This is a genomic window from Streptomyces sp. BL1 (assembly GCF_057628045.1).
Genome location: NZ_JBXYWZ010000002.1, coordinates 1,222,404 through 1,246,943, shown reverse-complemented (window position 1 = coordinate 1,246,943; position 24,540 = coordinate 1,222,404). Strand labels below are relative to the sequence as shown.

The window sequence follows — 24,540 nt, the reverse complement described above, 5'->3', positions numbered from 1 at the left end:
GGCGGCGCCGGGCGTCCGTGAAGATGCCGCGCAGAACAGTGCCACCCCGCCTCCCTGTGGTCCCGCACGCCACTCCGGCGCCGTAGGCTGTGCCCCCTCGACAGGCACCGGCGACACAGGGAAGGCGCAGTGCAGACACCCGGGGAGCAGGAGCGGCAGGAGCCGTCCGACGGCGGTCCGGGCCGGGTGCTGGCCGGCCGCTACCGTGTGACCGCCCGGCTCGGGCGCGGCGGCATGGGCGTCGTCTGGCGGGCCGTCGACGAAGTGCTGGGCCGCGAGGTCGCGTTGAAGGAACTGCGCGCCTACGCGGACGCCGCCACGGCCGAACTGGCCGACCTGCGCACCAGAATGCAGCGCGAGGCGCGCGCCGCGGCCCGCGTCCGGCACTCCGGCGTGATCGCCGTACACGACGTGACACAGCACGAGGGCCGGCCCGTCATCGTGATGGAACTGGTCGACGGCACCTCCCTCGAGGACGTACTGCACAGCAACGGGCCCCTCGACCCGGTGTACGCCGCGTCCGTCGGCGCCCGTGTCCTGAACGCGCTCGCCGCGGCGCACGAGGCCGGAGTGCTGCACCGGGACGTGAAGCCCGGCAACATCCTGCTGGAACGGACCGGCCGGGTCGTCCTCACCGACTTCGGCATCGCCGCCATGGAGGACCCCGGCGACGGCTCCGCCACCCGGCTCACCGGCAGCGGCGAACTCGTCGGCTCCCTCGACTACTTGGCGCCCGAACGGGCCCGCGGCGAACAGCCGGGACCGGCCTCCGACGTGTGGTCCCTGGGCGCGACGCTGTACGCGGCGGTGGAGGGCGCCTCCCCGTTCCGGCGCACCTCGACGTGGTCGACGCTCGCCGCGATCGTCACGGACCCGCTGCCGGAGCCGCGCCGCGCCGGAGCGCTGGGCCCCGCCCTGGCCGAACTCCTGCACAAGGACCCGGCTCTGCGCGCCGACGCCCGGCGTGCCGCGGCCCTCCTCGACGCCGTGGCGGCCGGCGACCCCCTCCCGCCGCCCCCGCCCGGCACGGGCACCATGCGCCTCGGCCCGACGGCCGCCGCGCCTGCGCCGGGGGTCGGCGCCCCCACACCCCTCACCGGGAACGGGTCGGTTCCGCCCGGGAGTTCGGCCCCTGCACCGGCCGGCGGCGCGCCCGCGGGCGGCGGCGACAGTACGGTCAACACCCCCGGCCCCGGCGGCCGGCGCGGGCCGTCCGTGGTGCTCGCCGCCGTCGCGGCGCTCGTGCTGCTGGGCTCCGGGGTCGTGGCGTACTCCTTCCTCACCCCGGAGAGCCCGGAGAGCGCCGGCACGAAGCGGCCCTCCGACACCGCGCGGCAGGAAGGCTCCGGCGCCGGCCAGGACGACGCGGCGAAGCCGGGCCCCTCGCGGAGCGCCTCCGCGGCGCCGCAGGCCTGCAGCCCGGCCGGAGCCGGCAAGCACAACTGCGAGGTGTGGCAGTCCGTCACCACCTACGACGCCGCGCACAAGCCCGCCGGCACCCTCGAGAAGGGCGCCAACTACTTCTACTGCCAGCAGAAGACGCCCCACCGTGAGACCAGCGGAAACTGGACCAACATCTGGTGGGCGAAGACGGACGACGACAGCGGCAACAAGAACGTCTTCGTCAGCGACGTCTACCTCAAGGGCGGCGAGAACGACCAGCCCGTCCCCGGCCTCCCCCTCTGCTGACGCCCTCCGGGCCGGCGGGCAGCAGCACGCGAGGGCCGTCCGCGTACGGTCCGCGCCGCGAACCGGGGCCGGATCAGGGCCGGTTCGGCCGGACGCGCACCCTCGGCGAGCACCGGATCAGCCTGCCGCTCCGTCCAGCAGCCGGCTGTGCTTCAGCCGCAGTGCCCGCTCCGTGCTGGCCGCCGCGGTACCGAGCCCGATCATGGTGTTGAGCCATGCCGGCAGGTCGATGGGCGCGGTGAAGGCCCCGGTGTACCGGGAGATCTCGTCCGGCCGGGTGGCCTGTTCGATGACCTGCGGGATGACGAGAGCCAGAGCGATGACGAGCACGGTCACCGAGAGGGAAGCGAGCCGACGGCTCAGCGCGGGGTGCGCGCGGTCGAGGTGCGCGCGGCGTCCCTCGGCGGAGTCGCGGTCCGGGACGAGTTGGTGCTCGGCCCCCTCGTCGGTGACGTAGTGGCAGCGTTTGAGACCGAAACCGCTCTTCCTCACCTCCACGATGCCGCCCTGGACGGGGAAGGCGGCGGGGAGTCCGGACCGGGCGTGCTTCCTGCCATCGAGGTACAGCTGGGCCTCGACCTTGCCGGACGACGGATTCCCGCCATGCCTGACGTCGACGGAGTAGACCGCCTCACGGCCGTCGTCGTTCGTCAGCCGAAGATGGAACAGCGAGCGGGAAAACAGCTGCCACCAGCGGAAACGCTTCAACGGGCGCCCGTCTCCCGGCTTGACCCGCTGCGCAGCCCGACGCCGCTGCCACTCCTCGAACATGTCTCCACTCCCCGCTGCTTGCCCTGCGCCGCGGCGCCGACGCGGTCCGTGCCGGGCGCTGCCCGGTGTCAGGAACCGGATCGCCGCGTCGTTCGCGCACGCCGGAAACGCTTCGCGTACAGGGGAAAGACACAGCGCCCCGTACCGCCGTACGTCCGCAGGCACTCGGCCCCGGCTGTCGCATCAAGCGCACCATGCGCGCCAGGACCGGGACATCGGCGCGACGGACGACATGCAGGCCGGAGCAGTCCGCCGAACGATGCAGCGGCTCTCGTGCTCCGCCCGGTGGCCCGGACGGAACTGCCTATTCGTACGGGGGGAGTTCGCCCGACCCGCGGGCGATGAGACGTGCGGGGAGGGCCAGTCGGCGCGGGGCGTCGTCCGCGCCGTCGAGGCGGCGGAAGAGCAGGTCCGCCGCGCTGCGGCCGAGCCCGGCGGAGTCCTGCGCCACGACGGTGACCGGCGGCGACAGCAGGTCGGCGAGCTCGAAGTCGTCGAACCCGACGAGCGCGACGGGCTGTTCGCGGTCCGCGAGGACCCGTACGAGCGTGACCGTCACCCGGTTGTTGCCCGCGAAGAACGCGGTGACCGGCTCGGGCCCGGACAGCAGCCGCGCCGCGTCGGCACGTACGCGCTCCGGCTCCGTGGTCCCCTGCGCCACCCAGGAGGGGTGCACGGGCAGTCCCGCCTGCTCCATCGCGGCGCGGTAGCCGCGCAGCCGCTCGTTCGCGGTGTGGATGCCGCCGCGGTCGCCGATGAACCCGATCCTGCGGTGCCCGTGCGCGATCAGATGGGCCACGCCGTCGCGGGCGCCGGCGAAGCTGTCGGACAGTACGAGGTCCGCCTCGATCCGCTCCGGCGGCCGGTCGACGAAGACCGTGGCGACCCCGGCGGCGATCTCCGGCTCCAGATAGCGGTGGTCGTCGCCCGCGGGCACGACGATCAGCCCGTCGACCCGGCGCGCGCACAGGGCGAGCACCAACTCCCGCTCCCGCTCCGGGTCCTCCGCGCTGGAACCATTGATGAGCAGTGCGCCGTGCGCCCGCGCGACCTCCTCGACGGCGCGGCTGAGCGGCGCGTAGAACGGGTCGGCCAGGTCCTCCAGGACGAGCCCGATGCTCGCGGTGCGGCCCTTCCGCAGCACCCGCGCGCTGTCGTTGCGGCGGAACCCGAGCGCGGTGATGGCCTCCTGCACCCGCCGCTCCGTGTCCGGGGACACGCCCGCCTCGCCGTTGACGACACGGGAGACGGTCTTGAGACCGACACCGGCGCGTGCGGCGACGTCCTTCATGGTCGGCCGGGTACCGTAACGGTGCTCGGAGGTACGGGCGGTGACGGCGCGTGCGGTTTCGGCCACGGAGTCCAGTCCTTGTCGTACGTACGAGCGGGATGCGCGGCAACGGCCGGGCAGTTGTACGGGCCCCAGCAGCATAACGGGGACAGCCGGTGGCTGGACAACGTTGTCAGAAACGACCACACTGTCCTCGCGCCGTTCCCGCAGGGGGAGCGGCCGGCCCGTCACCAGGAGAGCCACGCCCATGCCTACCGACCTCGTCGCCGCCCTCGACATCGGCGGCACCAAGATCGCGGGTGCCCTGGTGGACGGCAGCGGCGAGCTGCTCGTACGGTCCCGGCGGCCCACCCCGCCGAAGGGTGACGGCGAGAGCGTGATGGCCGCGGCCGGCGAGGTGCTGGACGAGCTCACGGCGGCCGCCGAGTGGCCGCGCGTCCGGGCCGTCGGCATCGGCAGCGCCGGCCCCGTGGACGCCAAGGCCGGCACGGTGAACCCGGTCAACATCCCCGGCTGGGTGGACTATCCCCTCGTCGCGCGCGTCCGCGAGCACACCGGCGCGCTGCCGGTGACCCTCGTCGGCGACGGCGTCGCCATGACCGCGGCCGAGCACTGGCACGGCGCGGCGCGCGGCCGTACGGGAGCGCTGTGCATGGTCGTCTCCACCGGCGTCGGCGGCGGTCTGGTGCTGGCCGGCAAGCCGTACGCGGGCCCCACCGGCAACGCCGGGCACATCGGCCACATCAGCGTCGAGATGGACGGCGACCTCTGCCCCTGCGGCGGCCGCGGCTGCGTGGAGCGCATCGCCAGCGGCCCCAACATCGCCCGCCGGGCGCTGGACCACGGCTGGCGTCCCGGCCCGGACGGCGACACCAGCGCCGCGGCGGTGGCGGCAGCGGCGCGGGAGGGCGACCCCGTGGCGGTGGCCTCCTTCGAGCGGGCCGCGCGGGCGCTGGCCGCGGGGATCGCCGCGACCGCCACCCTCGTCGAGATCGAGATCGCCGTGATCGGCGGCGGTGTCGGGAACGCGGGCGAGGTGCTGTTCGCGCCGCTGCGGCGCGCGCTGGACGAGTACGCCACGCTCTCGTTCGTCCGCGGCCTCGAACTCGCCCCGGCCCAGACCGGCACCGACGCCGGCCTGGTCGGCGCGGCGGCGATCTGCCTCAGCGAACACTGACCGCCCCGGCGAAAGCCGCCCCCTCCGCGTCCCGTCTCTGCGGGAACCCGAGCCCCGCGCCCCGGCTGACGGACGAGCGCCCCCCGGCGGCCCGCTCAACGGGCGTCCGCGTGGCGGGGGATGAGGGCGTGGCGGATGGGGCTCTGGTGCGGTCGCGGACCGGAATCTGTGGGTCCGGGCCTCGGCGGTCTGCCCCTCGTCCCTTCTCCCTCCCGCCTTCTGCCGCCCCGTCACATCTGTGCGCTGCGCACCCTGTCGGATTGCGACGGAGCGGCCCCGGTGCGTTTCCGTGGCAGGGTGGAGCGGGCACGTGAACGGAGGCGACGGCGGAAGAGGGGGAACGGACCGTGATCGTGTGGCTCAACGGCGCCTTCGGGGCGGGCAAGACCACGGCGGCGAACGAACTCCTGGACCTGCTTCCGGGAAGCACACTCTTCGACCCGGAACTCATCGGCGTGGGCCTGCGGGCCATGCTGCCCAAGGAACGGCTCGCCCAGGTCGACGACTTCCAGGACCTGCCGTCCTGGCGGCGGCTGGTGGCCGACACGGCGGCCGCCCTGCTGACCGAGGTGCCGGGGCCGCTCGTGGCCCCGATGACGCTGCTCCGGCAGGACTACCGCGACGAGATCTTCGGCGCGCTCGCGGCCCGCAGGATCGAGGTCCGGCACCTCCTGCTGCACACAGATGAAACGATCCTGCGCGCACGCATAGAAGAATGCGCGGCCACTGACGGCGAGGCGGCCCGCACCTGGTGCCTGGGCCAACTGCCCGCGTACGAGGCGGCGCTCGGCTGGATCACCGCCGAGGCGCACACCGTGGACGCCTCGGACCTCACCCCGCGTCAGACCGCCGAGCGGCTGGCCGAGGCGGTGCGCGACGGGGCCGGAACGCTCGACATCGTGCAGACCCCGGAACCGACGTCCGAGACCGTCGCCTCCGGTGTCCTGCTCTTCGACGAACGCGACCGTGTGCTGCTCGTGGACCCCACGTACAAACCCGGCTGGGAGTTCCCCGGCGGCGTCGTCGAACCCGGCGAGGCCCCGGCGCGCGCCGGCGTACGGGAGGTCGCCGAGGAACTCGGCCTGCGCCTGGAGACCGAACCCCGGCTGCTGGTCACCGACTGGGAACCGCCCCAGCCGCCCGGCTACGGCGGCCTGCGGCTGCTGTTCGACGGCGGGCACCTCGGCTCCGCCGAGGCGGGTGAACTGCTGCTGCCCGGCGCGGAGTTGCGCGGCTGGCGGTTCGTCACCGAGGAGGAGGCGGCGCAACTGCTGCCGCCCGTACGGATGGAACGGCTGCGCCGCGCCCTGCACGCCCGCGGCGAGGGACGCCCGCGCTATCTGGAGGCAGGCGTCCCGGTGGGCTGACCCGCACCGGCGCCCACGCGGGGCGGTACGGGCCGCGGCTGTCGCCCGTACCGGCCGGCGCTCAGCCCATGCGGGCGTAGCCGCGGAGGAAGAGCGCCTCCGCGACGGACATCCGCTCCAGCTCCTGCGGGGACACGCTCTCGTTCACCGCGTGGATCTGCGCCTCCGGCTCGCTCAGCCCGGTCAGCAGGATCTCCGCGTGCGGGTACAGCGACGCCAGGGTGTTGCACAGCGGGATCGAGCCGCCCTGGCCCGCGATCTGCATCTCCTCGCCGTCGTACGCCTCGCGCAGCGCCTCGGCCATCGCCGCGTACGCGGGGCTGCTGGTGTCCGCGCGGAACGGCTGGCCCTGGCCGACCTTCTCCACCGAGATCCGCGCACCCCACGGCACGTGCGACTCCAGGTGCGAGGCCAGCAGTTCCGCGGCCTTCGCCGCCTCCACGCCCGGCGGCACCCGCAGGCTCACCAGCGCCCGCGCGCCCGCCTGCACGGAGGGGGTGGCGCCCACGACGGGCGGGCAGTCGATGCCGAGGACGGTGACGGAGGGCCGCGCCCAGATGCGGTCCGCGACGGTGCCGGAGCCGGTCAGCTCCACCCCGTCCAGGACCTTCGCGTCCCGGCGGAAGTCCTCCTCCGTGTACTGGAGGCCCTCCCAGCGCGCGCTTGTCTCCAGGCCGTCGATCACGGTGCCGCCGTCCGGGCCGCGGACCGAGTCGAGCGTACGGATCAGCGCGGCCAGCGCGTCCGGTGCCGCACCGCCGAACTGGCCCGAGTGCAGGTTCCCTTCGAGGGTGTCCACGCTGACGCGGAGCATCGCCATGCCGCGCAGCGTCGCCGTCACCGTCGGCAGGCCGACCCGGAAGTTGCCCGCGTCGCCGATCACGATCGTGTCCGCGTCGAGCAGCTCCGGGTGCTCCTCCGCGTACTGCTCCAGACCGCTGGTGCCCTGCTCCTCGGAGCCCTCCGCGATGACCTTGACGCTCACCGGGATCCCGCCGCCGTCCGCCTTCAGCGCGCGCAGCGCCAGCAGATGCAGGATGAGGCCGCCCTTGCAGTCGGCGGCGCCGCGCCCGTACCAGCGGCCGTCCTCCCGCTCGGTCAGCGTGAACGGCGGGGTGGCCCAGGCGCTCTCGTCGAGCGGCGGCTGCACGTCGTAGTGCGCGTACAGCAGCACCGTCGGGGCGCCCTCGGGGCCGGGCAGATGACCGTAGACGGACTGTGTGCCGTCCGGGGTGTCGAGCAGCGCGACGTCCTCGAAGCCCTCCGCGCGCAGCGCGTCCGCGACCCACTCCGCCGCGGCCTCGCACTCGCTGCGCGGGAACTGCGCCTCGTCGGCCACGGACCGGAAGGCGACCAGTTCGGCCAGCTCCTCCCGGGCGCGGGGCATCAGCGCGGAGACGGCCTCGGCGACGGTCGGCATGGGAACGCTCCTGGAAGACGTGTCGTTGGAATTGTCGTGCCACGTACGTTCTGCGCAGGGCAGACAGACACGTACGAAGGGCGCCGTCGATCCTCCCACAGCAGGTCGGCGCGCAAGCGCGCCGTAGGATGCGGACGGCTTATTCATCAGCAGCGGGATTGCGGGAGCGGAACCACATCGTGAGCAGCGAACACGCAGCCGGGGGAGAGGACCGCGGCACGGAGCGGAACGCGGCGGAGGCGTCCTCCGGCAGCGGCGGAGAGCCGGCGGTCTGGGACGTGGTCGTGGTCGGCGCCGGTCCCGCCGGCGCCTCCGCGGCGCACGCAGCGGCCGCCGCCGGGCGCCGTGTCCTGCTGCTGGAGAAGGCGGAGCTGCCCCGGTACAAGACCTGCGGCGGCGGCATCATCGGGCCCTCCCGCGACGCGCTGCCGCCCGGCTTCGACCTGCCGCTGCGCGACCGCGTGCACGCCGTCACCTTCTCGCTGAACGGGCGCTTCACGCGCACCCGCAAGTCCCGCCGGATGCTCTTCGGGCTCATCAACCGGCCGGAGTTCGACCAGCAGCTGGTCGAGTCGGCCGAGAAGGCCGGCGCGGAGGTCCGTACGGGCGTCACCGTCTCCCGCGTCGAACAGCACGGCCCCTCCGTGCCCGACCGGCGTACGGCGGCCGTCGTGCTCATTGGCGGGGAGACCGTGCTCGCCCGCGCCGTGATCGGCGCCGACGGCAGCGCCAGCCGCATCGGCGCACACGTCGGGGTGAAACTCGACCAGGTCGACCTCGGCCTCGAAGCCGAGATCCCGGTGCCGCAGAGCGTCGCCGACGACTGGGCGGGCCGCGTCCTCATCGACTGGGGCCCGCTGCCCGGCAGTTACGGCTGGGTCTTCCCGAAGGGCGACACCCTGACCGTCGGCGTCATATCGGCCAAGGGCGACGGCGCCGCCACCAAGCGGTATCTGGAGGACTTCATCGGCCGGCTCGGCCTGGCCGGCTTCGAACCGAGCGTCTCCTCCGGGCACTTGACGCGCTGCCGCACCGAGGACTCCCCGCTCTCCCGCGGCCGCGTGCTGGTCTGCGGCGACGCGGCCGGCCTTCTGGAGCCGTGGACCCGCGAGGGCATCTCCTTCGCGCTGCGCTCGGGACGGCTGGCCGGCGAGTGGGCGGTGCGCGTCGCCGAGGCCAACGACGCGGTGGACGCCCGCCGGCAGGCGCTCAACTACGCCTTCGCCATCAAGGCGGGACTCGGCGTGGAGATGGGCGTCGGACGGCGGCTGCTGCGGGTCTTCTCGCGGCGGCCCGGCATGATGCACGCCGCGGTCAGCGGCCTCCGCCCCGCGTGGAACGCCTTCGCGGACTTCACCCGGGGCGCCACGTCCATGGCGGACCTCGTCCGCACCAGCCCGATGGCACGCCGCGCCCTGGACACCCTGGACCGTACGGGGAGTTGAGGCGCGGGCGGCCTGCTTGTGCGGCGCTGCTCCGTTGTTCCGCTGCTCGGCGGGGCGGTTGCTCGGCCGCGCGGCTGCGCGGCCGGGGCGGTCAGCCGGCCGGGCTGTCGTCGGGGGTGATCCGGAAGACGGGGTGCCGGGGCGCGGCGGCCGCCAGCTCCTCGCGGGAGGACTTGGCGCTCACCCCCTCGAAGAAGGCGCCCACCTCCCAGCCCCACTTGGCGAGATAGGCCCGCAGGATGTCGGCCTTCTCCTCGTCCGGCACCTCCACGGCGGTGAAGGGCTTCCCGCGCTTCCCGCGGTGCAGTTCGCCGCCGCCCGCCGCGCGCATGTTGTGCGTCCACTGCACGTGGCCGCGGGCGGAGACCAGATACTGCGCGCCGTCGTGCGGCAGCGGATTGACGGGCGTACGGCGCCACTCGCCGCTCTTGCGGCCGCGCACCCACAGCTCGCGGGAACCGGCGAGTGAGACGCCGCGCCGGGAGAGCCAACTGACCGTCCGGTTGAGGACGTTGTGCGTGAACCAGCCGGGCTTCATGACGTGCTGTTCGGTGGCCATGAGTAGTTCCTTCCGGGAGCGTGGGATCTGGGCGTGAGGGATCCGTATGGGGCGTGGGCGAGCGGTGATCCATTGCGAGAGCACTGCTCTCACTGGTGAGCATCGTTCCAGGAGCGGGCGTCAAAAACAAGAGCAGTGCTCTCGGTATTGGTCGCTGCTCTGAAAACTGGCAGACTGCTCTGCATGAGCAAGATCGAGCAGCCCCGGCTCCAGGGAGCCAGGGAACGCGCCAGGGGCGAGGTCACCGCAGCCATCAAGGACGAGGCGCGGCGCCGGCTCGCCGAGGGCGGCGCCTCCAAACTGTCCCTGCGCGCGGTCGCCCGTGAGCTCGGCATGGTGTCCTCCGCGCTCTACCGCTACTTCCCCAGCCGCGACGAGCTGCTCACCGCCCTGATCATCGACGCGTACGACGCGGTGGGCGCCGCGGCGGAGAAGGCCCTCGCGCGCGCCGAGTCCGAGGGCGACTCGCATCTCGCCCGCTGGCAGGCCGTCTGTCACGCCGTCCGCGGCTGGGCGCTGAAGCACCCGCACGAGTACGCGCTGATCTACGGCTCGCCCGTGCCCGGCTACTCGGCACCGCAGTCGACGACCGGTCCCGCCGCGCGGGTGGGGCTCGCGCTGTTCGCCGTGGCCCGGGACGCGCACGCCGCGGGGGCGCTGCGTCCGCCCGGGGACGGGGCGCACGCTCCCGCGCCGGAGTCCGTGCTCGCCGACGCCCGCCGTCTTCTGGACCGGCTCGACGTGGAGCTGCCCGAGCCGGCCGCCGCCGAGCTGATCGCCGCGTGGGCGCAGCTGTTCGGGCTGGTGAGCTTCGAGCTCTTCGGACAGTTCGCGAATGTCACCGAGGCCCGGGACGCGTTCTTCGAGCACGCCGTGACCCGTCTCGCCGACGGGGTCGGTCTCGTGCCGGCCGCGCCCCGCTGAGCCCGCGGCCGGGCGTCCGCCGACGGCACCGTGGCCGGTTGCCGGCCGCTGCCGTACTCCCGGGGGAGTACGTGTGATCGCAGCGCTCGGCTGACGCCGGATGCCCCGGTCCGGGGCTAGCGTGACGGGTATGAACTCCGGCCCCACGCCCCGCCGTCGCGGCGGTCCCCCCTGGCGCCGTGGCCTGGCCGCCACGGGGGCCGCCTCGAAGAGCGGGCCGCCGTTCCCGTACGGGCCGCCGTGGCGGCGCTGGCTGCAGGATCCGCGCCCCGCGCGCAGGCTGCCGTTGCTCTCCTCGCTGGTGGTGCTGGTCTTCCAGCAGGTGGGCAGCAACGCGGCCGCCGGGGGACAGGTCGGGGAGCGCCTACCGCTCGACACGTTCGCGCGGGTGCTGCTGGCCCTGGGCCCGCTGCTGCTGGTGCTGCGGCACCGCTGTCCGCGAACTGTCGCCTTCGGTACCGCAGTTGTCGCCACGGTGTATTTGGGCGCCGGTTACCCGTACGGGCCGGTGCTCGTGAGTGTCGCCGTCGCCTGTTTCGCCGCGCTCGTCGCCGGCTACCGGTACGCGGCGTGGGCGGCGGTGGTTCTGCTGTGGGCGGGACACATGGCGGCGGGGCACTGGCTGTACCGGTGGCTGCCGCCGTCCGGTGACGGACCGCAGGGCTGGGGGTCCGAACTGTTCGTCGCCGCCTGGGTGGTGGCCATCGTCGCCGCTGCCGAACTCGTCAGGACGCGCCGTCAGGAGTGGGCGCGCCGTCTGGCGGAGGAGGAGGCGGAGGAGCGCCGCCGGGCGGATGAGGAGCGGCTGCGCATCGCCCGCGAGCTGCACGACGTGCTGGCGCACAGCATCTCCGTCATCAATGTGCAGGCCGGTGTCGGGCTCGCCCTCCTCGACTCCGACCCGGACCAGGCCCGTACGGCGCTCACCACCATCAAGGCCGCCAGCAAGGAAGTCCTCGGCGAGGTACGGCAGGTGCTCGACTCGCTGCGGGCGCCCGGCGACGCGCCGCGCGCGCCGGCGCCCGGGCTCGACAGCCTCCCCGAACTCACCGCGCAGGCCGCCGACGCGGGACTGCGGGTGACGACCGGGACCGAGGGGACTCCCGCCGCGCTGCCGCCGGGTGCGGATCTCGCCGCGTTCCGGATCGTCCAGGAGGCGCTGACCAACGTCGTACGCCACTCGGCCGCGCGCACCGCGCGGGTGCGGCTGCGGTACGGTCCCGCCGTACTGGAGCTCGTCGTGGACGACGACGGTCCCGCACACGGCAGCGGCCTGACGACGGGCGGCAACGGGCTGGTCGGCATGCGCGAGCGTGCCACGGCGCTCGGCGGTTCCGTCGAGGCGGGGCCGCGCGGCGACGGCGGGTTCCGCGTACGGGCCCGGATCCCGGTCGCCCCGCCCGGCACAGGACAGGACCCGGCCACCCCGCAGCCCCCGGAAAGGGAGTCATCGTGATCCGAGTTCTGCTCGCCGACGACCAGTTGCTGGTCCGTGCCGGATTCCGGGCGCTGCTGGACGCGCAGCCCGACATCGAGGTGGCCGGCGAGGCGGCGGACGGCGAGGAGACCCTCGCCCTGGTCCGTGAACTGGCCCCCGATCTGGTGCTGATGGACATCCGGATGCCGCTGCTCGACGGGCTGGAGGCCACCCGCAGGATCACCGGGGACGCGGCGCTGGACGCGGTGAAGGTCGTCATGCTGACCACGTTCGAGCTGGACGAGTACGTCTTCGAGGCGCTGCGGTCCGGCGCCTCGGGTTTCCTCGTCAAGGACACGGAACCCGATGAACTGGTGCGCGCCGTACGGGCGGTGGTCGGCGGGGACGCGCTGCTGTCGCCCGGGGTCACGCGCCGGCTCATCGCCGAGTTCGCGGCCCGTTCCAAGGAGCCGGCGTCAGTGCGGGGGCTGGACCAGCTGACGGAGCGGGAGCGGGAGGTGATGGCGCTGGCCGGCATCGGCCTGTCCAACGAGGAGATCGCCCGGCGGCTGGTGGTCTCCCCGCTCACGGCCAAGACGCACGTGAGCCGCACCATGGTGAAGCTGGGTGCCCGCGACCGCGCCCAACTGGTCGTCCTCGCCTACGAGTCGGGCCTGGTCCGGCCCGGCTGGCTGGGCTGACGCTCCCCGGGGTGCCGGCGCCAGCGGAGCAGGACGTAGGCGACACGGGCCACGAACACCGCGCCCACCGCGTACTTGGCGATGAGCATCCGCGTTCCCGCGTCCAGCGGCAGCGCGAGGACGGCGAGGAAGACGAGACCCGCCAGGGCGAGCCCGGTGACGACGGCGAACCCCGTCTCCACGGTGGTGGCGTCCCGTTCGGCCTGCGTCCTCGGACCCGCACGGGTCATGACGCTCTCCCTCCGCCCGCGGGCGCGCCGGGGCGGCCCGCACCCCCTGTCTCCCCGGCGCGGGGGCGGCGCACACCTGCGCCGAGGTACGACTCCCGCGGTTCACGAGGTGAACTCGTGACACCTCGTCAACGTCCTGAGAGCGATTGCATGTTCACCTCTTGACCCCACTTGCGCCTCAGGTTTGACTGCGAGCACTCAAGGTGCCTCAGGCACCGTTCGGTGCGCGTCAGTCAAAGGAGACTTCAGTGGCCGGGAACGTCAGCCGTCGCAGCGTGTTCAAGGCATCGGCGGGGGCGGCCGTACTCGCCTCGTCCGCCACCGCCCTGCCCCTGGCGGGCACCGCGGCCGCGGCCCCCGTACGGCCGGCGCAGGGTCTGCACGCCGCGGCCCGCGCGGCCCGGCGCGACCCGAAGACCGAGCGCAAGGTGCGGAGTCTGCTGGGCCGGATGACGGTGGCGGAGAAGTTCGGGCAGCTGCAGCAGATGACCTGGAATCCCGACACCGGTCCCGGCGAGGGCCAGAACGCGGCGGCCAGGAAGGCGGCGAAGGAGGGCAGACTCGGCTCCGTCCTCAACATCGCGGGCGCCAAGGCCTGCAACGACCTCCAGCGCATCGCCGTGGAGGAGTCCCGGCTCGGCGTTCCGCTGATCTTCGGGCTCGACGTCATCCACGGGTTCCTCACCAACTTCCCCGTGCCGCTGGCCCAGGGCGCGAGTTTCGACCCGGGCGTGGTGACGGCGGACGCCGAGGTGAGCGCGCGCGAGGCGCGCTCCTGGGGCGTGCACTGGACGTTCGCGCCGATGGCCGACGTCAGCAGGGAGCCGCGCTGGGGCCGGGTCGCCGAGGGCAACGGCGAGGACCCGTATCTGACGGCCAGGCTCGCGGCCGCCAAGGTCCGTGGCTACCAGGGCGGGGACTACAGCGCGAAGGACCGGATAGCCGCCTGCGCCAAGCACTTCGTCGGCTACGGCTTCCCCGAGGGCGGCCGCGACTACAACACCGTCGACATCTCGGAGCGGCGGCTGCGCGATGTGGCGCTGCCGCCGTTCAAGGCCGCCGTGGACGCCGGCGTCGCGACTGTGATGGCGTCCTTCAACACGGTCAACGGCGTTCCCGCGCACGCCAACAAGCACACCCTGACGGAGATCCTGCAGGGCGAGCTGGGCTTCGACGGCTTCGTGGTCGGCGACTACAACGGCGTGCAGGAGCTCATCCCGCACGGCGTCGCAGCGGACGGCGCGGACGCGGCGCGGCTCGCGCTGGGCGCGGGTGTCGACATGGAGATGGTCAGCACCACCTACGCCGAGCACGGTGAAAAGCTGCTGAAGCAGGGGAAGATCGACCGCGAGCGGCTCGACGACGCCGTGTCCCGGATCCTGCGGATCAAGGTACGGCTGGGCCTGTTCGAGGAGCCGTACGCGGAGGAGAAGGAGCAGATCGCCGAGCCGACGGCGGCCGCGCGCAAGAGTGCGCGGGAGGCGGCGGCGCGTACGGCGGTGCTGCTCAAGAACGACAAGGGCGTGCTGCCGCTGAGTTCCGGGGTGCGTTCCGTCGCGGTGGTCGGCCCGCTCGGCGACGACACCCAGGAGCTGCACGGCACCTGGTCGTTGCCGATGGCGAAGAAGATCCCGGCGGTCTCCGTCGTCGACGGTGTGAAGAAGGCGGCGCCGGACGCGAAGGTGACCTTCGCACGCGGCTGTGAGGTCACAGGCGAGGACACCTCCGGCATCGACAAGGCGGTCGCGGCGGCGAAGAGCGCCGAGGTGACGGTCGTCGTGGTGGGCGAGAAGGCGGAGCAGAGCGGTGAGGCCGCGGCCCGCAGCGACATCACGCTGCCCGGCGTACAGGCCGAGCTGATCCGGCGCATCGCGCAGACCGGCAAGCCGTTCGTGGTGGTCGTGCTCGCCGGGCGGCCGCTGGTGCTGTCGAACGTGGTCGAGCACGCCCCGGCCCTGCTGAACGGCTGGCACCCCGGCCTGGAGGGCGGAAACGCCCTGGCCGACGTGCTGTTCGGCAAGGTGAACCCGGGCGGGAAACTGCCGTCGACGTTCCCGCGCGCGGTGGGACAGCTGCCGCTCTACTACGCGCACGAGAACACCGGCCGTCCGTACAAGAAGGACGAGAAGTACACGTCCAAGTACCTGGACCTGCCGCACGGTCCGCTCTTCCCGTTCGGCTACGGGCTGAGCTACACCACCTTCGGGATCTCGGACCTGAAGCTCAGCCGCGAGAGCGCCCCGGCGGACGGCGTACGGGAAGGAAAGGTGCGCGTCACGGCGTCCGTTCAGGTGGAGAACACCGGACGCAGGGCGGGCGACGAAGTGGTCCAGCTGTACGTGCGCGACAAGGTAGCCAGCATCGCGCAGCCGGTGCGCACTCTGCGGGGCTTCGAGCGGGTCACGCTGAAGCCGGGCGAGAAGCGCACGCTGCGCTTCGTCCTGGGCCGGGACGACTTCGGGTTCCACACCGCCGACACCAAGGGTGAACTGCTGGTTGAGCCGGGCGAGTTCGAGATCTTCGCGGGGAACAGCGCGGAGGCCGAACTGTCCAGGGGGCTCACGCTCACCTGAAGGTGAACGCCCCCACGGAGAGGGACCGCGCGACCGCCGGCCGGCCGCGCGGTCCCTCTTCTTGCGTACGTCGAGCAGCTCGGCTTGCGTACGTGGAGCAGCTCCGCGCGGTCAGCCGATGCCCGCCGTCTCCTCCCACAGCCGGGCCAGGGAGGTGTCGCCCTCGGTGGGCAGGCTGCTCAGCTCCCGGCGGTTCCACAGGGCGAGGTAGAGCTGTTCGGCCGTGCCGCTGACCTCGCAGTCGTACGGGCCCGTCGCGTCCCGTACGGCCCGCAGCGGTTCCTCGGTGATCCGCAGCGTCCACACGGTGTCCGGCAGATCAGTGACCCGCAGCCGCAGTGTGCGCGGCACGGTACTGTGTACGCGGCTGCGCGAGCGCGCGTGGAAGCCCGTCACCAGTTCGTCCACGCCGTCCGCCGCCGTCTGTGCCGCGATCGGCGTGAGCCCAGACGGGCCCTTGCCCGCGGCGAGTTCGGCGTCGGCGCGGTGCACCGTCGTCTCGTGCGTCTGGCGCCGCGCCCAGAACGCCCGTGCCGACAGCGACCCTGGGAGGAACGTGAAGCACTCCAGGTCCTCGGGTGCCTCGCGGAGCGTGCTGAGCAGCTTCCGGTGTCCCTCGCGCAGCCAGCCGGACAGCTCCTCGTCCGGTACGGGCTCCGTGCCCATGGCAACGCGCTCCCGGACCGGCCCGGCGAGGAACCCTGTCGCCCAGCGGTGCACGTGCCCCTGATGCGTCACCAGGTCCCGTACGCGCCAGCCGGGGCAGGAGAGCACCTCCGCGTCGGGGCCGGCCTGTTCGGCCGCGGCGATGAACAGTTCGCCCTCCGTGGCGAGGGCGCTGAGGAAGTCCGAGGTCTGCATGCGCCCGATCCTCGCCGCGGAACGCCTCCGTGACCACCCTGTTTTCCGGGGGCGGACGTACGGGGAGCCGCGTCAGGTCCGCGCCTCTGGCAGACGTATCTCATGTCCGCGCATCCGGCAGGATCGCCCGCCGGGTGGCGGCGGCGACCAGCGACGCGACCGCGGCGAGCAGCGCGACGGTGGTCAGGGCCACGGTGAGGGAGAACCACTCGGCGAGGAAGCCGATCGCGACGGGCCCGAGCAGCATGCCGCCGTAGCCGAGGGTGGAGGCCGCGGCGACGCCGCTCGGCCCGGCGAGGACGCCCGCGCGGGCGATGGCGACGGGGAAGATGTTGGCGAGTCCCAGGCCCGTGATGACGAATCCGGTGAGCACCAGCCACACCTGGGACCCGAGCGCGCCGAGCAGCATGCCCACCGTGGCCGTCGCCCCGCCCGCGATCAACGCGCGGGACTGGCCGAGGCGTTCGAGGAGCGCGGTCCCCGAGAGCCGGCCGACGGTCATGGCGAAGGCGAACACGGAGTAGCCCGCCGCCGCGACCCCGGCGCTCGCGCCGAGGTCGTCCGTGAGATGCAGGGCGCTCCAGTCCGCGAGCGCACCCTCGCCGTACGCCGTGCACAGCGCGATCAGCCCGAGGACCACCACCAGCGTGCGGGCGCGCCCGGTGAGGGTGCGGTCGCTCGGAGCCTCCTTCGTGCGCCGTTCCGCCTCCGGTACGCCGGCGGGCGGAGTGCGGTGCCGGAGCAGGGTCGGCGTCGCGAGCGCCGTGAGCAGCAGCCCGAACGCGGCCAGCAGTACGAGGTGCTGAGTGGGCGTCAGCGGCCCGGCCAGGAGCCCGCCGAGGCCGGCGCCCAGCATCCCGCCGAGGCTGAACGCGGCGTGGAAGCCCGGCATCACGGGCCGGCGCAGCGCGGCGACGACGTCGACGGCGGCCGCGTTCATGGCCACGTTGAGGGAGCCGTACGCGGCGCCGAAGACGAGCAGCACCAGGCCGAGCGCGAGTGCCGAGTGGGTCAGCGGGGGCAGCACGATGCCGAGCGACATGAGGATGCCGGAGACGACGGTCACGGGATGGTTGCCGAAGCGGTGACAGAGCCGTCCGGTGAGCATCATGGTGACGAGCCCGCCCGCGGACACGCCGAGCAGTGCGAGCCCGAGCGCGGCGGGGGAGGCCCCGGTCTGCGCCTTGATGGCCGGGATGCGGACCACCCAGCCGGCGAAGAGGAAGCCGTCGAGAGCGAAGAATGCGGTGAGCGCGATGCGGAGACGGCGCAGTACCGGGTCGGGAGAGGGCAGTTGAGTGTGCTCGCCGCGCCTCATCGCACCGGCCAGCGCCGACCGTATTTTGTTCAGTGTCGGCACAAAGCGATAGTAGAGGGGTGACCCACACGCGTACAACAAGGCTGGAGAGAGGCCGAACCGCTCTCGGTCCGGCACTCGAACTCATTCACACCGGAAGGGCGCCGACCCGGGCCGTGCTCACCGCCGAGCTCGGCGTGACCCGGGCGACGGCCGGCGCCGTCGCGGCCGAGCTGGAGACGCTCGGGCTGATCACCGTGGACTCCCGGCCCACGGCGGCGCTCGGCGCGCAGGGCCGCCCCTCGCACGGGCTCGCCATACGGGAGGACGGGCCCGTGGTGCTGGCCGCGCAGGTGCACGCCGACGGGTTCCGTGCCGCGCTGGTCGGGCTCGGCGGGAAGATCGTCGCGACAGCGCCCGGCTGCGGCACCGTGCCCCCCGACCCGGCCGGTGTACTGGGCGAACTCGTCGAGGAGGGCGCGGGACTGCTGCGCGAGACGGGCCGCCGGTGTGTGGGCGCCGGGCTCGCCGTGCCCTCCGCGGTCGCCGAGCCGGAGGGCACCGCGCTCAAGCCGATCCACCTCGCGTGGCAGGAGGGCGAGCCCGTACGGGACATCTTCACGCGCTGCCTGGCCGAGGCCCGCATCCCGGGCCCCGACGGGGAGACCCCGGCCATCGGCTACACCGCCAACGACTTCAACCTCGCCGCGCTCGCCGAGCACCGGCACGGCGCCGGCCGCGGAGCCCGGCACCTGCTCGTCGTCGGTACCGGACACCGGGGCGTGGGCGGCGCGTTGGTGCTCGACGGGCGGCTGCACACCGGCAGTTCGGGTCTCGCCCTGGAGGTCGGCCACCTCACCGTCGACCCGGCGGGACGGGCCTGCCACTGCGGCAGCAGCGGCTGCCTGGACGTGGAGACCGACCCGTACGCCTTCCTGGAGGCGGTGGGGGAGAAGCCGGGTCCCGAGGGCTCGCTCCTCGACCAGGCGTGCGGCCTCATCCGGTCCGGCTATCCGCACGACCCCGCCGTACGCGCCGCCGTCGAGACCCTCATCGGCAAACTCGGCCAGGGGCTCGCCGGACTCGTCAACATCCTCAACCCCGACCGGATCGTGCTCGGCGGACTGCACCGCGCCCTCGTGGAGGCCGACGGTGAACTGCTGCGCTCCGTCGTCGGCGACCGCAGCCTGTGGGGACGCAGCGGCAGCGTGCCGGTGATGGGCGCGGAACTCGACCACAACGGACTGGTCGGCGCGGCCGAACTGGCCTGGCAGCCCGTGCTCGACGACCCGCTCGGGGCGCTGGGAGGATAGCCGCCATGCACATCAGACGGGGGACGGCAGCGGACTTCGGCGTACTGCGCGAGACCGAGCGGGCGGCGGGCGAGCTCTTCCGTCCCCTCGGCATGGACGCCGTCGCGGACGACGACCCGCCGCCTCCCGAATTCCTGCGCGCCTACGAGGAGTCGGACGGCCTGTGGGTGCTCGCGGAGGACGGTGCGCCGGGCGTACGGGAGTACGCGGAGGGCGCACCGGCCGGCGTGAGCGCAGGCCGTCCGGTCGCCTACGCCCTGCTCGAACCGCTCGACGGAGCAGTGCACATCGAGCAGATCACCGTTCACCCGGAGTACGCCCGCCGCCGTCTCGGACGTGCCCTCATCGAGCACGCCGCGGCCCGCGCCGTGCAGGACAGTGCGAGGGCGCTCACGCTGACCACCTTCGCCGATGTCCCCTGGAACGCGCCCTACTATCTGCGCTGCGGCTTCCGCGTACTGGAAGAGCACGAACTCACCGCCGGACTGCGGAAGATCCGCGCACACGAGGCGGAGGCCGGACTCGACCGCTGGCCGCGCGTCTGCATGCGGCGCGAACTGCCGGGGTCCTGAGAGCAGTCCGGCGAGACGGTGCTCCACGACGTCTCCCCGGCGCTCCGATGACAGTCTGACGCCGTCCCGACGGCGGCCGTTCCGCGCGGGCGGCACTCCCGCGGCCGCAGCCGCACAGGCCCGCCGTACTCCCGGGGAAGCAGCCGGGGAGCCGCTGGCCGTACGACGACGCGGACCCCCTCCCGCGGCGACTCTCGGTAGCACAAGGCACCACCGGCCTCCTACCGAGGAGCTGAACTCCCATGAACACCCTGGCGCACTGGAACGACGGCGGCGGGCCCGGCCCCTGGATCCTCTTCTTCCCGCTCATCTGGGTGCTGGTCATCGGCGGCGCGGTCTACGTGCTGCGCCGCACCGTGTGGCGCGGCGGGCGCGGCGGGCGGGGCGGACGCGGCGCACCCTTCGGCCCCGCCGGATGGCAGGGCGGCCCGCGCACCGCACCGCGCGAGGACACGGCGCTCGGTCTGCTCGACCGCCGGTTCGCCTCCGGCGAGATCGACGAGGACGAGTACTGGCGCCGGTTCTCCGTACTGAACGAGAGCGGCAACGACCGCAAGGACGGCGGGTCATGACCACCGCGTCCGGCGCACCCGCCGGCAGCGGCACGGGCGGCGGCGACGCCGCCCGCGTCGTGGACGCGGTCAAGGTGTACGGCAGCGGCGAGGCCGAAGTGCGGGCGCTGGACGGTGTGACGCTGAGCTTCGCCGCGGGCCGGTTCACCGCCATCATGGGGCCCTCGGGCTCCGGCAAGTCCACCCTGATGCACTGCGCGGCAGGGCTGGACACGCTCACCTCGGGCGAGGCGCACATCGGCGGGACCGAACTGGGCGCGCTGAGCGACAAACGGCTCACCCTGCTGCGCCGTGAGCGGGTCGGTTTCGTCTTCCAGGCGTTCAACCTGCTGCCGATGCTGACCGTCGGCGAGAACATCACACTGCCGCAGGACCTGTCGGGCACACGGCCCGACCGCGAGTGGACCGACGCACTCGTCGACGTGGTCGGACTGCGCGACCGGCTGCACCACAGGCCGGCCGAACTGTCCGGCGGACAGCAGCAACGCGTCGCCGTGGCACGTGCCTTCGCCGGCCGCCCCGACGTGGTCTTCGCCGACGAGCCGACCGGCAATCTGGACTCCCGTTCCGGCGAGGAGGTGCTGCGGCTGCTCGGCCGCGCCGTACGACAGACAGCCCGCACCGTCGTGATGGTCACCCACGACCCGGTGGCCGCCGCACACGCCGACGACGTGGTGTTCCTCGCGGACGGCCGGCTGGTCGACCGGATGTCCGCGCCGACCGCCGAACGCGTCCTCGACCGGCTCAAGTCCCTCGACGGCGCCGGCCGTCCCGCCGCGCACGCGGCCCCGAACGGCGGGGCGGGGGTGGCCACATGAGCACCGCACGCGCGTCGCTGCGGATCAGCCTCGCCTCCCTCCGTACGCACAAACGGCGCTTCGTGGGGACGTTCAGCGCCGTCCTGCTGGGCGTCGCCTTCCTCGCCGGCACGCTGGTGATGGGCGACACGCTGCGCAACAGCTTCGACTCGATGTTCGGCAACGCGACCAGCGGCACGGACGCCGTCGTCCGCAGCGACAGCGTCATCACCACCTCCGACAACGCCATGGGCACCCGCGAACCCATCGGTACGGACGTGGTGAAGACCGTGGCGAAGGTTCCGGGCGTCGCCGCCGCCGAGGCCGACATCCAGGGCGCCGGGCAGCTCATCGGCTCCGACGGCAAGCCGCTGGGCGGCGAGGGACCGCCCACCGTCGCGGGGAACTGGATGTCCGACACGCGGCTCAACCCGTACGAACTCGCCCAGGGGCGCGCCCCGGTGAAGTCCGGCGAGGCCGTCATCAACAAGGGCGCCGCGAAGGACGGCGGGCTGCGGATCGGCGACACCACCACCCTGCGCACACCCGACCCGGTGCAGATCCGGATCGTCGGGCTCGCCACCTTCGGCGGCGAGGACGGCATGGCCCAGGTGACGTACACCGGGCTGACCCGCGCCGACGCCGAGAAGCATCTGATGCCCGCACCCGGCAAGGCCACGAACATCATGGTGCGCGCGGGACCCGGCACCTCCCAGGAGCAGCTCGCCGGCGCGCTGCGCGCCGAACTGCCGCAGGGCGCCGAGGCGGTGACGGGACAGCAGGCCGCCGAGGAGAACCTCGACAACCTCTCCGGGCAGTTCCTGACCCTGTTCACCAGCCTGCTGCTGGTCTTCTCCGGCATCGCGCTGCTCGTCGCGATCTTCTCGATCAACAACACGTTCGCCATCGTCGTCGCCCAACGCACCCGCGAGAACGCCCTGTTGCGCGCCCTGGGCGCCTCCCGCCGTCAGGTGCTGGGCTCCACCCTCACCGAAGCGGCCGTCGTCGGCACCGTCGCCTCCGCGGCGGGACTGGCCGGGGGCATCGGCATCGCCGCCGGACTGCGGGCACTGTTCCCCGCGATCGGCTTCCCCTTCCCCGACGGCGGTCTTGTCGTCGGCGGACTGTCCATGCTGCTGCCGCTCGCCGTCGGCATCGTGGTCTGCCTGTGCTCCGCACTGCTGCCCGCCGTACGGGCCGGACGGACCGCACCCCTGGCCGCACTGCGCGAAACGGAGGCGGAGAACACCCACATCTCCCGCACGCGAGCCGTGTCCGGCGCGCTGGTGGGCGTCGTGGGGATCGCGCTCACCGCGTTCGGGGCCGCGGCCGGACCCTCTATCATGCTGACCGCGACCGGAGCGGTGCTCGTGCTGGCCGCCTTCATCGTGCTCGGTCCCGTCGCCGCCTCGGTGGCCGTCCGTGTGCTGGGCGGGCCACTGGCCCGGACGCGCGGACTGACCGGGGCACTGGCCCAGCGGAACGCGCTGCGCAGCCCGAAGCGCACAGCGACCACCGCGAGCGCGCTGATGATCGGCGTCGCCGTGGTCGCGCTGTTCACGGTCTTCGCGTCGTCGCTGAAGGCCACCATGGACGCGACGGTCGACCGCTCCTTCGCGGGCGATCTCGCCGTCAGCACCCCGGGGTTCGGCGGGGGCGGCAGCGGGCTCAGCCCCCGGCTCGGCCCGGCCGTCGAGCGGCTGCCCGAGGTGGACACGGCACTCGGCCTCGGCCAGGGCGTCGCGAAGGTCGACGGCACGGGGAGCGAACTGACCGTCACCGACCCGGGGAAACTCGGCCGCGTCCTCGACCTGGGCACCGTGCGCGGCTCCCTGGCCGGGCTCGGCACCGGCGGCATCGCCGTCTCCGAGAGGGAGGCCGACAAGCACGGCTGGCAGCCGGGATCCCGCACGCAGCTCACCTTCACCGACGGCCAGAAACAGAGCTTCACCGTCCGCGCCGTGTACGAACAGGCCGAACTGCCCGGCAACTACCTCGTCACCCGCGAGGCATGGGCACCGCACCGGACGCAGGACACCGACAGGCTCATCGCCGTCACGCTGGCCGACGGTGTGTCACCCGGCGCGGGCAAGGCGGCCGTTGAGAAGGAGGCCGACGCGTACGGCGGACCGGACGTCCAGACCCGTGAGGAGTATGCGCAGTCCGCGGCCGGCGGCATCGACATGATGCTGACCCTGGTCTACGCCCTTCTCGCACTCGCCGTCCTCATCGCGCTGCTCGGCATCGCCAACACGCTGACCCTCGCACTGCACGAACGCACCCGTGAACTCGGGCTGTTGCGTGCGGTCGGTCAGACGCGGGCCCAACTGCGCGCCATGGTGCGCTGGGAGTCCCTCGTCGTCGCCGCCTTCGGCACAGCGGGCGGACTGGGCCTCGGCGCGTTCCTGGGCTGGGCTCTGGTCAAGGCCTCGGACAGTCTGGGCACCAGCGTGCTGGACCTGCCGCCGCTGCGCCTGGGCGCCGTCGCCCTGGTGGGCCTGGCCGCCGGCCTCGTCGCCGGCTGGCGCCCGGCACGCAGGGCGGCCCGGCTGGACGTACTGCGGGCCATCGCCACGGAATGACCGGTCAGAACGCATGTACCGGCTGCCGGCGGACGTAGTCTCTGGGCATGGTTCCCCAGGACATCGCCGGCAGCCGTTACGTCAGCCTCGCCACGTTCCGGAAGAGCGGCACACCCGTCGCCACCCCGGTCTGGGCGGTGGAGGAGGACGGCAAGCTCCTCGTGTGGACACGGGCCGACAGCGGCAAGGTCAAACGGCTGCGGAACGACGGCCACGTCACCGTCACCCCGTGCGACGCCCGCGGCCGTACCGAGGACGGCGCCGAGGCGGCCGAGGGCAGGGCCCGCCTGGCGGACGGCGAACTCGCGCGCGTACGGCGGGCGATGGCCCGCAAGTACGGCTGGCAGTTCCGCCTCGTCGACTCCGGCGGCGCGCTCCTGCGGGCAGGCAAGCGCCCGCACATCGGCGTGGAGATCACCTTCTGACGGCCGGGCGCCGGCCGTCAGAGAGAAGCAGCACGTGGCTGCCGCCCCGAGGGGGCGGCAGCCACGGCGTCCCCGGACCCGTTCGCGTTCTGCGGGGCCGTCTGCGCGGCCGCGGGGGAGGGTGCCGGGTGGTGGCGGAGCGCGGCCACCGGGATCGCGGGAAGGGTGAACCAGACGACCTTGCCCGAACCGTCGTGGTGCGCGTGCATCCCCCAGCTGGCACTGACAGCGGCGACCAGGGCGAGTCCCCGTCCGCTGCTCGACAGCGTGCCGGCCGACCGTACGCGGGGCAGCCGCGGATCGTGGTCCCGCACCGAGATCGTCAGCCGCTCCCACAGATAGACCAGCTCGACGGTGCAGTGCTTGTCGGGCCCGGTGTGCCGGTGCACGTTCGCGAGCAGCTCACCCAGGCCGAGCACGGCGGGGTCGATGAGCGGGTCGAGCCGCCAGTAGCGCAACTGCGCAGTGACGATCCTTCTGACCTGTCCGATACGGGACGGCAGTGCCTCGAACTCCACGGCACAGTGCCGGGTCGGGTGAAACGAACGACCGGTCAC

The 24,540-nt window shown here is 73.4% G+C and carries 22 protein-coding genes; 14 read left to right on the top strand and 8 right to left on the bottom strand.

Going from position 1 to position 24,540, the window contains the following annotated elements; translation table 11 throughout:
* Positions 1 to 129 precede the first annotated feature (129 nt).
* Positions 130 to 1,689: a serine/threonine-protein kinase gene (locus tag AC3AGO_RS05675; protein WP_487819008.1), complete on the top strand. Its 1,560-nt coding sequence runs from the start codon at positions 130 to 132 to the stop codon at positions 1,687 to 1,689.
* Between the two features lie 117 nt (positions 1,690 to 1,806).
* Here AC3AGO_RS05675 and AC3AGO_RS05670 read toward each other — a convergent pair whose 3' ends face one another.
* Both AC3AGO_RS05670 and AC3AGO_RS05665 read right to left on the bottom strand, forming a co-directional pair.
* Positions 1,807 to 2,460 (bottom strand): hypothetical protein, encoded by a 654-nt coding sequence (locus AC3AGO_RS05670; protein WP_487819007.1) that lies wholly within the window; start codon positions 2,458 to 2,460, stop codon positions 1,807 to 1,809.
* Positions 2,461 to 2,764: 304 nt separating this feature from the next.
* On the bottom strand, positions 2,765 to 3,751 hold the full coding sequence (locus tag AC3AGO_RS05665; protein ID WP_487824546.1) for a LacI family DNA-binding transcriptional regulator: 987 nt from the start codon (positions 3,749 to 3,751) through the stop codon (positions 2,765 to 2,767).
* A gap of 247 nt (positions 3,752 to 3,998) precedes the next feature.
* Here AC3AGO_RS05665 and AC3AGO_RS05660 point away from each other — a divergent pair, with 247 nt between their 5' ends.
* A complete protein-coding gene (locus AC3AGO_RS05660) occupies positions 3,999 to 4,928 on the top strand; it encodes an ROK family protein (RefSeq protein WP_487819006.1) in 930 nt (309 codons plus the stop codon).
* Between the two features lie 347 nt (positions 4,929 to 5,275).
* Complete coding sequence (locus AC3AGO_RS05655) at positions 5,276 to 6,295, top strand: NUDIX hydrolase (RefSeq protein WP_487819005.1); 1,020 nt, start codon at positions 5,276 to 5,278, stop codon at positions 6,293 to 6,295.
* A gap of 61 nt (positions 6,296 to 6,356) precedes the next feature.
* On the opposite strand, the gene AC3AGO_RS05650 is transcribed toward AC3AGO_RS05655, so the two are convergent.
* Positions 6,357 to 7,715, bottom strand: a complete 1,359-nt coding sequence (locus tag AC3AGO_RS05650) for a M20/M25/M40 family metallo-hydrolase (protein ID WP_487819004.1) — start codon at positions 7,713 to 7,715, stop codon at positions 6,357 to 6,359.
* 179 nt (positions 7,716 to 7,894) lie between these two features.
* Here AC3AGO_RS05650 and AC3AGO_RS05645 point away from each other — a divergent pair, with 179 nt between their 5' ends.
* On the top strand, positions 7,895 to 9,160 hold the full coding sequence (locus tag AC3AGO_RS05645) for a geranylgeranyl reductase family protein (RefSeq protein WP_487819003.1): 1,266 nt from the start codon (positions 7,895 to 7,897) through the stop codon (positions 9,158 to 9,160).
* A gap of 91 nt (positions 9,161 to 9,251) precedes the next feature.
* Here AC3AGO_RS05645 and AC3AGO_RS05640 read toward each other — a convergent pair whose 3' ends face one another.
* Positions 9,252 to 9,719 carry a nitroreductase family deazaflavin-dependent oxidoreductase gene (locus tag AC3AGO_RS05640; protein ID WP_487819002.1) on the bottom strand — a complete coding sequence of 156 codons (468 nt, stop codon included), beginning with the start codon at positions 9,717 to 9,719 and terminating at the stop codon, positions 9,252 to 9,254.
* A 183-nt stretch (positions 9,720 to 9,902) separates the two neighbouring features.
* On the opposite strand from AC3AGO_RS05640, the gene AC3AGO_RS05635 reads away from it, so the two are divergent.
* The 3 genes from AC3AGO_RS05635 (at position 9,903) to AC3AGO_RS05625 (ending at position 12,761) form a co-directional block, all read left to right on the top strand.
* A complete protein-coding gene (locus tag AC3AGO_RS05635) occupies positions 9,903 to 10,643 on the top strand; it encodes a TetR/AcrR family transcriptional regulator (protein WP_487819001.1) in 741 nt (246 codons plus the stop codon).
* 130 nt (positions 10,644 to 10,773) lie between these two features.
* The gene (locus AC3AGO_RS05630) at positions 10,774 to 12,099 is read left to right on the top strand and encodes a sensor histidine kinase (RefSeq protein WP_487819000.1); all 1,326 of its coding nucleotides are present in this window, start codon (positions 10,774 to 10,776) and stop codon (positions 12,097 to 12,099) included.
* Positions 12,096 to 12,761, top strand: a complete 666-nt coding sequence (locus tag AC3AGO_RS05625; protein WP_487818999.1) for a response regulator — start codon at positions 12,096 to 12,098, stop codon at positions 12,759 to 12,761. Before AC3AGO_RS05630 ends, AC3AGO_RS05625 begins: the two co-directional genes overlap by 4 nt.
* Here the strand turns inward: AC3AGO_RS05625 and AC3AGO_RS05620 are convergent.
* Complete coding sequence (locus AC3AGO_RS05620; RefSeq protein ID WP_487818998.1) at positions 12,722 to 12,991, bottom strand: DUF6332 family protein; 270 nt, start codon at positions 12,989 to 12,991, stop codon at positions 12,722 to 12,724. The genes AC3AGO_RS05625 and AC3AGO_RS05620 overlap by 40 nt on opposite strands.
* A 449-nt stretch (positions 12,992 to 13,440) precedes the next feature.
* On the opposite strand from AC3AGO_RS05620, the gene bglX reads away from it, so the two are divergent.
* Complete coding sequence (gene bglX, locus AC3AGO_RS05615) at positions 13,441 to 15,564, top strand: beta-glucosidase BglX (protein ID WP_487824545.1); 2,124 nt, start codon at positions 13,441 to 13,443, stop codon at positions 15,562 to 15,564.
* A gap of 111 nt (positions 15,565 to 15,675) precedes the next feature.
* Here bglX and AC3AGO_RS05610 read toward each other — a convergent pair whose 3' ends face one another.
* Both AC3AGO_RS05610 and AC3AGO_RS05605 read right to left on the bottom strand, forming a co-directional pair.
* Positions 15,676 to 16,425 (bottom strand): maleylpyruvate isomerase family mycothiol-dependent enzyme, encoded by a 750-nt coding sequence (locus AC3AGO_RS05610; RefSeq protein ID WP_487818997.1) that lies wholly within the window; start codon positions 16,423 to 16,425, stop codon positions 15,676 to 15,678.
* Positions 16,426 to 16,525: 100 nt separating this feature from the next.
* Positions 16,526 to 17,785: an MFS transporter gene (locus AC3AGO_RS05605; RefSeq protein WP_487818996.1), complete on the bottom strand. Its 1,260-nt coding sequence runs from the start codon at positions 17,783 to 17,785 to the stop codon at positions 16,526 to 16,528.
* Positions 17,786 to 17,802: 17 nt separating this feature from the next.
* Between AC3AGO_RS05605 and AC3AGO_RS05600 the strand changes: the two genes are divergently transcribed.
* From AC3AGO_RS05600 to AC3AGO_RS05575, 6 genes are all read left to right on the top strand, one after another.
* On the top strand, positions 17,803 to 19,035 hold the full coding sequence (locus tag AC3AGO_RS05600) for an ROK family protein (RefSeq protein WP_487818995.1): 1,233 nt from the start codon (positions 17,803 to 17,805) through the stop codon (positions 19,033 to 19,035).
* Between the two features lie 5 nt (positions 19,036 to 19,040).
* A complete protein-coding gene (locus tag AC3AGO_RS05595; RefSeq protein WP_487818994.1) occupies positions 19,041 to 19,607 on the top strand; it encodes a GNAT family N-acetyltransferase in 567 nt (188 codons plus the stop codon).
* Between the two features lie 242 nt (positions 19,608 to 19,849).
* Positions 19,850 to 20,179, top strand: coding sequence for an SHOCT domain-containing protein (locus AC3AGO_RS05590; protein WP_487818993.1), 330 nt, complete (start codon positions 19,850 to 19,852; stop codon positions 20,177 to 20,179).
* Positions 20,176 to 20,997 (top strand): ABC transporter ATP-binding protein, encoded by an 822-nt coding sequence (locus AC3AGO_RS05585; protein ID WP_487818992.1) that lies wholly within the window; start codon positions 20,176 to 20,178, stop codon positions 20,995 to 20,997. The genes AC3AGO_RS05590 and AC3AGO_RS05585 overlap by 4 nt, the downstream gene beginning before the upstream one ends.
* Positions 20,994 to 23,558: an ABC transporter permease gene (locus tag AC3AGO_RS05580; RefSeq protein WP_487818991.1), complete on the top strand. Its 2,565-nt coding sequence runs from the start codon at positions 20,994 to 20,996 to the stop codon at positions 23,556 to 23,558. The genes AC3AGO_RS05585 and AC3AGO_RS05580 overlap by 4 nt, the downstream gene beginning before the upstream one ends.
* A gap of 47 nt (positions 23,559 to 23,605) precedes the next feature.
* On the top strand, positions 23,606 to 23,983 hold the full coding sequence (locus AC3AGO_RS05575; protein WP_487818990.1) for a PPOX class F420-dependent oxidoreductase: 378 nt from the start codon (positions 23,606 to 23,608) through the stop codon (positions 23,981 to 23,983).
* Positions 23,984 to 24,000: 17 nt separating this feature from the next.
* Here the strand turns inward: AC3AGO_RS05575 and AC3AGO_RS05570 are convergent, their stop codons facing one another.
* Positions 24,001 to 24,540 (bottom strand): ATP-binding protein, encoded by a 540-nt coding sequence (locus AC3AGO_RS05570; RefSeq protein WP_487818989.1) that lies wholly within the window; start codon positions 24,538 to 24,540, stop codon positions 24,001 to 24,003.

Coding starts and splice junctions, on each gene's coding strand:
- AC3AGO_RS05670 (WP_487819007.1), bottom strand. CDS start 2,460: ATGTTCGAGGAGTGGCAGCGGCGTCGGGCTGCGCAGCGGGTCAAGCCG.
- AC3AGO_RS05665 (WP_487824546.1), bottom strand. CDS start 3,751: ATGAAGGACGTCGCCGCACGCGCCGGTGTCGGTCTCAAGACCGTCTCC.
- AC3AGO_RS05660 (WP_487819006.1), top strand. CDS start 3,999: ATGCCTACCGACCTCGTCGCCGCCCTCGACATCGGCGGCACCAAGATC.
- AC3AGO_RS05650 (WP_487819004.1), bottom strand. CDS start 7,715: ATGCCGACCGTCGCCGAGGCCGTCTCCGCGCTGATGCCCCGCGCCCGG.
- AC3AGO_RS05640 (WP_487819002.1), bottom strand. CDS start 9,719: ATGGCCACCGAACAGCACGTCATGAAGCCCGGCTGGTTCACGCACAAC.
- AC3AGO_RS05635 (WP_487819001.1), top strand. CDS start 9,903: ATGAGCAAGATCGAGCAGCCCCGGCTCCAGGGAGCCAGGGAACGCGCC.
- AC3AGO_RS05630 (WP_487819000.1), top strand. CDS start 10,774: ATGAACTCCGGCCCCACGCCCCGCCGTCGCGGCGGTCCCCCCTGGCGC.
- AC3AGO_RS05620 (WP_487818998.1), bottom strand. CDS start 12,991: ATGACCCGTGCGGGTCCGAGGACGCAGGCCGAACGGGACGCCACCACC.
- bglX (WP_487824545.1), top strand. CDS start 13,441: ATGACGGTGGCGGAGAAGTTCGGGCAGCTGCAGCAGATGACCTGGAAT.
- AC3AGO_RS05610 (WP_487818997.1), bottom strand. CDS start 16,425: ATGCAGACCTCGGACTTCCTCAGCGCCCTCGCCACGGAGGGCGAACTG.
- AC3AGO_RS05595 (WP_487818994.1), top strand. CDS start 19,041: ATGCACATCAGACGGGGGACGGCAGCGGACTTCGGCGTACTGCGCGAG.
- AC3AGO_RS05590 (WP_487818993.1), top strand. CDS start 19,850: ATGAACACCCTGGCGCACTGGAACGACGGCGGCGGGCCCGGCCCCTGG.
- AC3AGO_RS05585 (WP_487818992.1), top strand. CDS start 20,176: ATGACCACCGCGTCCGGCGCACCCGCCGGCAGCGGCACGGGCGGCGGC.
- AC3AGO_RS05580 (WP_487818991.1), top strand. CDS start 20,994: ATGAGCACCGCACGCGCGTCGCTGCGGATCAGCCTCGCCTCCCTCCGT.
- AC3AGO_RS05575 (WP_487818990.1), top strand. CDS start 23,606: ATGGTTCCCCAGGACATCGCCGGCAGCCGTTACGTCAGCCTCGCCACG.